The sequence below is a fragment of the Rhodococcus sp. (in: high G+C Gram-positive bacteria) genome, from assembly GCF_049286785.1.
In the GTDB taxonomy this organism is placed as follows: domain Bacteria; phylum Actinomycetota; class Actinomycetes; order Mycobacteriales; family Mycobacteriaceae; genus Rhodococcus_F.
Map to the genome: position 1 here is coordinate 1 of NZ_JBAQEO010000204.1, position 5,291 is coordinate 5,291.

5 protein-coding genes and 1 pseudogene are annotated in these 5,291 nt (G+C 64.4%); 1 reads left to right on the top strand and 5 read right to left on the bottom strand.

The window, feature by feature from the left end; genetic code table 11:
- Positions 1–123: pseudogene (locus WAW17_RS08325) on the top strand (TetR/AcrR family transcriptional regulator); the annotation flags it as partial.
- A gap of 122 nt (positions 124–245) precedes the next feature.
- On the opposite strand, the gene WAW17_RS08330 reads toward WAW17_RS08325, so the two are convergent.
- The 5 genes from WAW17_RS08330 to eutC all read right to left on the bottom strand — a co-directional run.
- On the bottom strand, positions 246–515 hold the full coding sequence (locus WAW17_RS08330) for a GlsB/YeaQ/YmgE family stress response membrane protein (RefSeq protein ID WP_422332511.1): 270 nt from the start codon (positions 513–515) through the stop codon (positions 246–248).
- Between the two features lie 135 nt (positions 516–650).
- Positions 651–2,288, bottom strand: a complete 1,638-nt coding sequence (locus WAW17_RS08335; protein WP_422332512.1) for an AMP-binding protein — start codon at positions 2,286–2,288, stop codon at positions 651–653.
- Between the two features lie 163 nt (positions 2,289–2,451).
- A complete protein-coding gene (locus WAW17_RS08340; protein WP_422332513.1) occupies positions 2,452–3,792 on the bottom strand; it encodes an MFS transporter in 1,341 nt (446 codons plus the stop codon).
- Positions 3,793–3,915: 123 nt separating this feature from the next.
- Positions 3,916–4,461 (bottom strand): hypothetical protein, encoded by a 546-nt coding sequence (locus WAW17_RS08345; RefSeq protein WP_422332514.1) that lies wholly within the window; start codon positions 4,459–4,461, stop codon positions 3,916–3,918.
- 74 nt (positions 4,462–4,535) lie between these two features.
- A partial coding sequence (gene eutC / locus WAW17_RS08350; RefSeq protein WP_422332515.1) for an ethanolamine ammonia-lyase subunit EutC occupies positions 4,536–5,291 on the bottom strand: 756 nt, incomplete at its 5' end.

Genomic DNA, 5,291 nt, shown 5'->3' on the forward strand with positions numbered 1-5,291 from the left:
ACCAAGGCCCATGCCACGTTCGGCCTCATCAACTCGACACCACACAGCGCCGACCCCACCACACCGGACCGGACTCGAAAAGTGCTGCGTCAGATGGCCCTCACCTGCCTCCAGCCGGTGTAGCCGCGATCGAGCGACGGCGATCGTGAGCCGATCCCATGCGCGAGGTACCGGCTTTGGGGGCCTCAGCAACACCAGGGCCCCGTCCTCATCGGACGGGGCCCTGGTGTTGCTGAGGCGGACTGCTACACACGCCGTTTGCTGGTGAACGAGGTGTACGCGAGCGTCAGCACGGCCGCTGCGGCGATACTGATGATCCACCGAATCCAGTCGATCCCTTCGGTGTCGCCCTCGTCGCTGATCGCGCCCCACACCCAGTAACCGATCAGTGCACCCACGATGCCCAGAACGACGGTGATGATCCAGCCCATTGGCTGCTTACCCGGAATCACCAGGCGCGCCAGCACGCCGATGACCGCACCGAAAATAATTGTGCCGATGATCTCGCCTACCATGGCTTCTCCTCCAACACGCATTCCTGACCGTGCGAGCGGAAGGTCACCGCTCTTCTCGAACATAACGACCAGAGAGGTGCTTCGACGGCGGTTCGGCAAATCGTTGTCGAATGGTTCACCTCCACGAGAGACGTCCTACACCTCGGCGATCAAGGTCAAGGAGTGCTCCCGCATCTCCACCTTGCGTATCTTGCCGGTGACCGTCATCGGGAATTCCTCGACGATGTGTACATACTTGGGAATCTTGTACCGGGCAAGCTTGCCGTCGCAGAAGTCCCGGAGTGTCGATACGTCGAGCGGTTCGGCGCCGTCCTTCATTCGGATCCACGCCATCAGTTCCTCGCCGTACTTCGCGTCGGGTACCCCGATTACCTGGGCATCGAGGATATCCGGATGCGTGTAGAGGAACTCCTCGATCTCGCGTGGATAGATGTTCTCCCCGCCGCGGATCACCATGTCCTTGATGCGTCCGGTAATCGCCACATAGCCGTCGGAGTCCATTACACCGATGTCGCCGGTGTGCATCCACCGTGCCGCGTCGATCGCCTCGGCAGTCTTCTCCGGCTGCTTCCAGTACCCCAGCATCACCGAGTAGCCACGCGTACAGAGTTCACCCGGCTCGCCGCGGGGCACGGTCAGTCCGGTTGCCGGGTCCACGATCTTGACCTCCAGGTGCGGGCCGACCCGTCCGACCGTCGCCACACGCTGATCGATCGTGTCGTCCGAACGCGTCTGCAGCGAGACCGGCGACGTTTCGGTCATGCCGTAGCAGATCGACACTTCCGCCATCCCCATCTGCTCGATTACCTGCTTCATGACCTCCACCGGGCACGGCGACCCCGCCATGATGCCGGTCCGCAGACTCGACAGATCGATGTGCGCGAACTCCGGTTCGGCGAGTTCGGCGATGAACATCGTGGGCACGCCGTACAGCGAGGTGCATTTCTCCGCCTCGACAGCTCGCAGCGCATCCTTCGGGTCGAAAGAGGGGCCCGGTATCACCATCGTCGCACCGTGTGTGGTGCACGCCAGATTGCCCATGACCATGCCGAAGCAGTGGTAGAACGGCACCGGAATGCACACCCGGTCCTTTGCGGTGTAATGGCACAGCTCACCGACGAAGAATCCGTTGTTCAGGATGTTGTGGTGACTGAGCGTTGCTCCTTTCGGGAAACCCGTTGTACCCGAGGTGTATTGGATATTGATCGGGTCGTCCGACGACAGCGCGGACTGTGCGGCCGCCAGCAGCGACGGGTCTGCGGCGTGTGCGGTCGCACCCTCCGACAGCAGCCTGCTCCAGCCGGAACTGCCGAGTAGCACTACCATCTCGAGGTCCGGACACCGGGGCCGCACCTGCTCGATCATCGACGCATAGTTCGACGATTTGAACTCCGGCGCCGACGCCAGCAGTCGAATTCCTGCCTGGTCGAGGACGTACTGCAGTTCGTGCGACCGGTACGCCGGATTGATGTTGACCAGTATCGCCCCGATCTTGGCTGTCGCGTACTGGATCAGCGTCCATTCCGGGCAGTTGGGCGCCCAGATCCCTACCCGATCACCTTTCTCGATCCCGAGCGACAGCAGCCCCACGGCGAGGGCGTCGACGTCCCCGGCGAGCTCGGCGTACGTCCACCGGCGGGCCGACGGCAGGTCGACGAGCGCATCGTTATCGGGGTAGGTGGCAGCCGTCCGATCAAAGTTGTCTCCGATGGTGTCACCGAGCATCGGGGCGTCTCCGATCCCGGACGTGTAGCTGGGAAGTGGCGTTGTCATAGCTTTCCTCTCCAGGCGTCCCGGCGGACACCTAAGGGACGGGCAGGCATGAAAGGCCCTTCCGTTGTCGAATTTACTCTCGGTCGACGTGACCCTCAGCGATAGTGCGGGGTGGGGCGTCCTGGAAACTGTGCGAATTCCGGACACCCCACCGCGACACACGTCAGAGGGTCTCGTCCTTCGTTTCGACCAGCGCCTTCGTGCACACCAGGCTCACCGCAGCGAGCACGGCGAGCATCACGCCGATCGCTGCACTTCCGTATGCCGAAGCGAGAGGCGCGGCGATCAGCGGCGGTACTGCCCCGCCGAGCACACCCGCGAGGTTGTAGCCGAGCCCCGCCCCGGTGTACCGGTAGCGGGTCTGGAACATCTCGGGGAGCAGCGCACCGCAGGGGCCGTACGCGACTCCGAAGATAGCGAGTGTCACCATCACACCGATCGCGAAGGCTACCGGCGAACCGGTGTCGAGCAGCGGGAACAGCGCCAGCGCCCACACCACGGCCAGCGCACACGAGATCATGATCACCCGGCGACGACCGATCCGGTCCGAGTACAGCGCGGACACGATGATGGTGAGCCCGAACACCACCGCCGAGACGATACCGACGGTCAGGACGAAGGGACGACTGAAACCGAGAGTCGCGGTGCCGTAGCTCGTGAGAAACGCTGTGCCCATGTAGAAGAACGCGAACAGGGTCGCGAGTGCACCAGCGGAGAGGAGGATTTCCTTGGTCTGGTAGCGCCACGCATCCATCAGTGGGAGCGTCCGCGGTGCAAGATCGGCGCGATCGGCCTCCTGCACGGCGCGGAACACCGGTGTCTCCTCGATCGCCAGGCGCATGTAAAGACCGATGCCGACCAGGACGGCGCTGAAGAGGAACGGTATCCGCCACCCGTAGTCCAGGAAGGCGGAGTTGGTGTCACCGAAGACAGCGCCGGTGACGAGGAAGGTGGCACTCGAGAGAATGAACGCGACGGCCGGGCCCAGCTGCGGGAACATCGCATAGAGGCCGCGTTTGCCGGGTGGGGCGTACTCGGCCGTGAGCAGGGTGGCGCCTGCCCACTCACCGCCGACCGCGAAACCCTGACCGAATCGCAAGAGAACCAGCAGGATCGGGGCCGCGACACCGATTATGGCGGCACCGGGAAGCAGTCCGATCAGGAACGTGGAGACGCCCATCAGGATCAAGGTGGAGACAAGGGTCTTCTTACGACCGATCCTGTCCCCGTAGTGACCGAAGAGCATGGCGCCCACCGGTCTGGCGACGAAGGCCACCGCGAACGTCGCGAACGACGCGACGGTTCCTGCGGTGGAACCCAAGGCGGGGAAGAACACCTTCGGGAAAACCAGTGCTGCAGCGGTGCCATAGATGAAGAAGTCGTAGAACTCGATCGTCGTCCCGATGCCACTGGCAACGGCCACCTTGCGAACGCTGGTGCCGCCCTTGCGCACCGGCGCGGGAGTGTAGGGCACTCCCGCACCCGGTGTGGAGACTGTGCTCACTCGATTCCTCCGTGGTCCGTGTGGATGTCCCGACTTCCGGGACGAGAGGAAAGGTAGTGATCTGGCTCACGTCGCCACTACCCCCGCATGGGGGTGGTTACCTCCGTCGGCCTGGAAAGGGTGTCAGACCGGTGTACCGGCAGCGCCCAGCAGCTCCCTGCGCAGTTCGTTCCACACGGTCGCGTACGAGTCGACGACCGGCTCGGAGATCCACCGCGTCTCCCCCGCTGCAATTTTCGCGAGTGCATCGGCGAACAGGTCCTGGTACCGGGACAGTCGGGGAACGAAGGCGGAAAGGTCGTCGAATACGGCGGACGCACGACGATCGAGGTCGGTCAGGCGATCCGCATCGGCGTCGTCGATCAGCGCGACGAACTCCTCGTGGAACGGCACGAAGCTTTCGTACACCTCCGCGATGGAATCCTCATCGATCGATACCCGCTCGGCGTCGAGCTGAGCTTCGAGCTCCGACCGGCCCGCATCGGTGAGCCCGATCTGTCCGGACGCCACTTCCTTCGCCTTGCCCTGGCTGATCAGCGCGTCGTACGCGGCCTGCGCGGACGACGCGCCGACACCGAGATGTTCGGCCAGCACAGTTGCGCTGACCTGCTCTTTCAGGCGGACTGCCTGCAGCAGAGCCAACTCGTCCACGTTGCCGGCGAAGGCCATGATCTCTCCTCGTCACACCCCGTACAGGGGAGCTCTCCGCAAGCCCGGCCGGACCTGCCGACAACTAGATAACACTATGAGAGCTCGAGGATCTCCGACGGGGCAGCCAGCGGATCCAGGCGTGAGGTGTCCTTCAGATCCACACCTGACCGGCCCAATTGCCGTGCGCCCGACACCAGACCTGCCACGACCCGGGCAGCAAGCTCGTAACCCAGGCCGTCAGGGGGATGAATGTTGGACACGCAGTTGCGGTCGGCGTCGGTGCATCCGGGGCGGGGTAGATGGGTGAGATAGATACCCACACTGTCCGCCACCGATAATCCCGGACGCTCACCGATCAGCAGTACGAGCGTCTGCACTCCCATCGCCTGCGCGATGTGATCGCCCAGCGCGACCCGGGCCTGTGTCGCGATCACCGGAGTAGCGAGTGTGTACGCCCCACCGAATTCGGCGACCAGCGCCTCGAGCAGGGGGACGCCGTGGTCGGCAAGAGCACGGGGCGACAGCCCGTCGGCGAGAACGAAGCCCACCTCCGCCCTGCCTGCAGGTACCGCCGTCAGATCTGCCGGTGTGCGGCCGAGGTCGGGCCTGCGAAGGTACTCACTCCGGTCCGCGGCGCGGCTGGTGACCACCGCCGGTCGCCCGAGACCGACCGACTCGACGGACTCGACGAACCCACCCACATCGAGCGGCTGGTGCACGGCGTCGCGGGCCGCGGCATGTGCCGAGCGGAACTCCAGCACCCTTCGGGTCGGCAACGCATCCCCCGCACGCCCGAGCCCGTTGCGCGCCTGGGTGGTGGCGCGCAGTTCGGCCCAGAACTCCTGTGT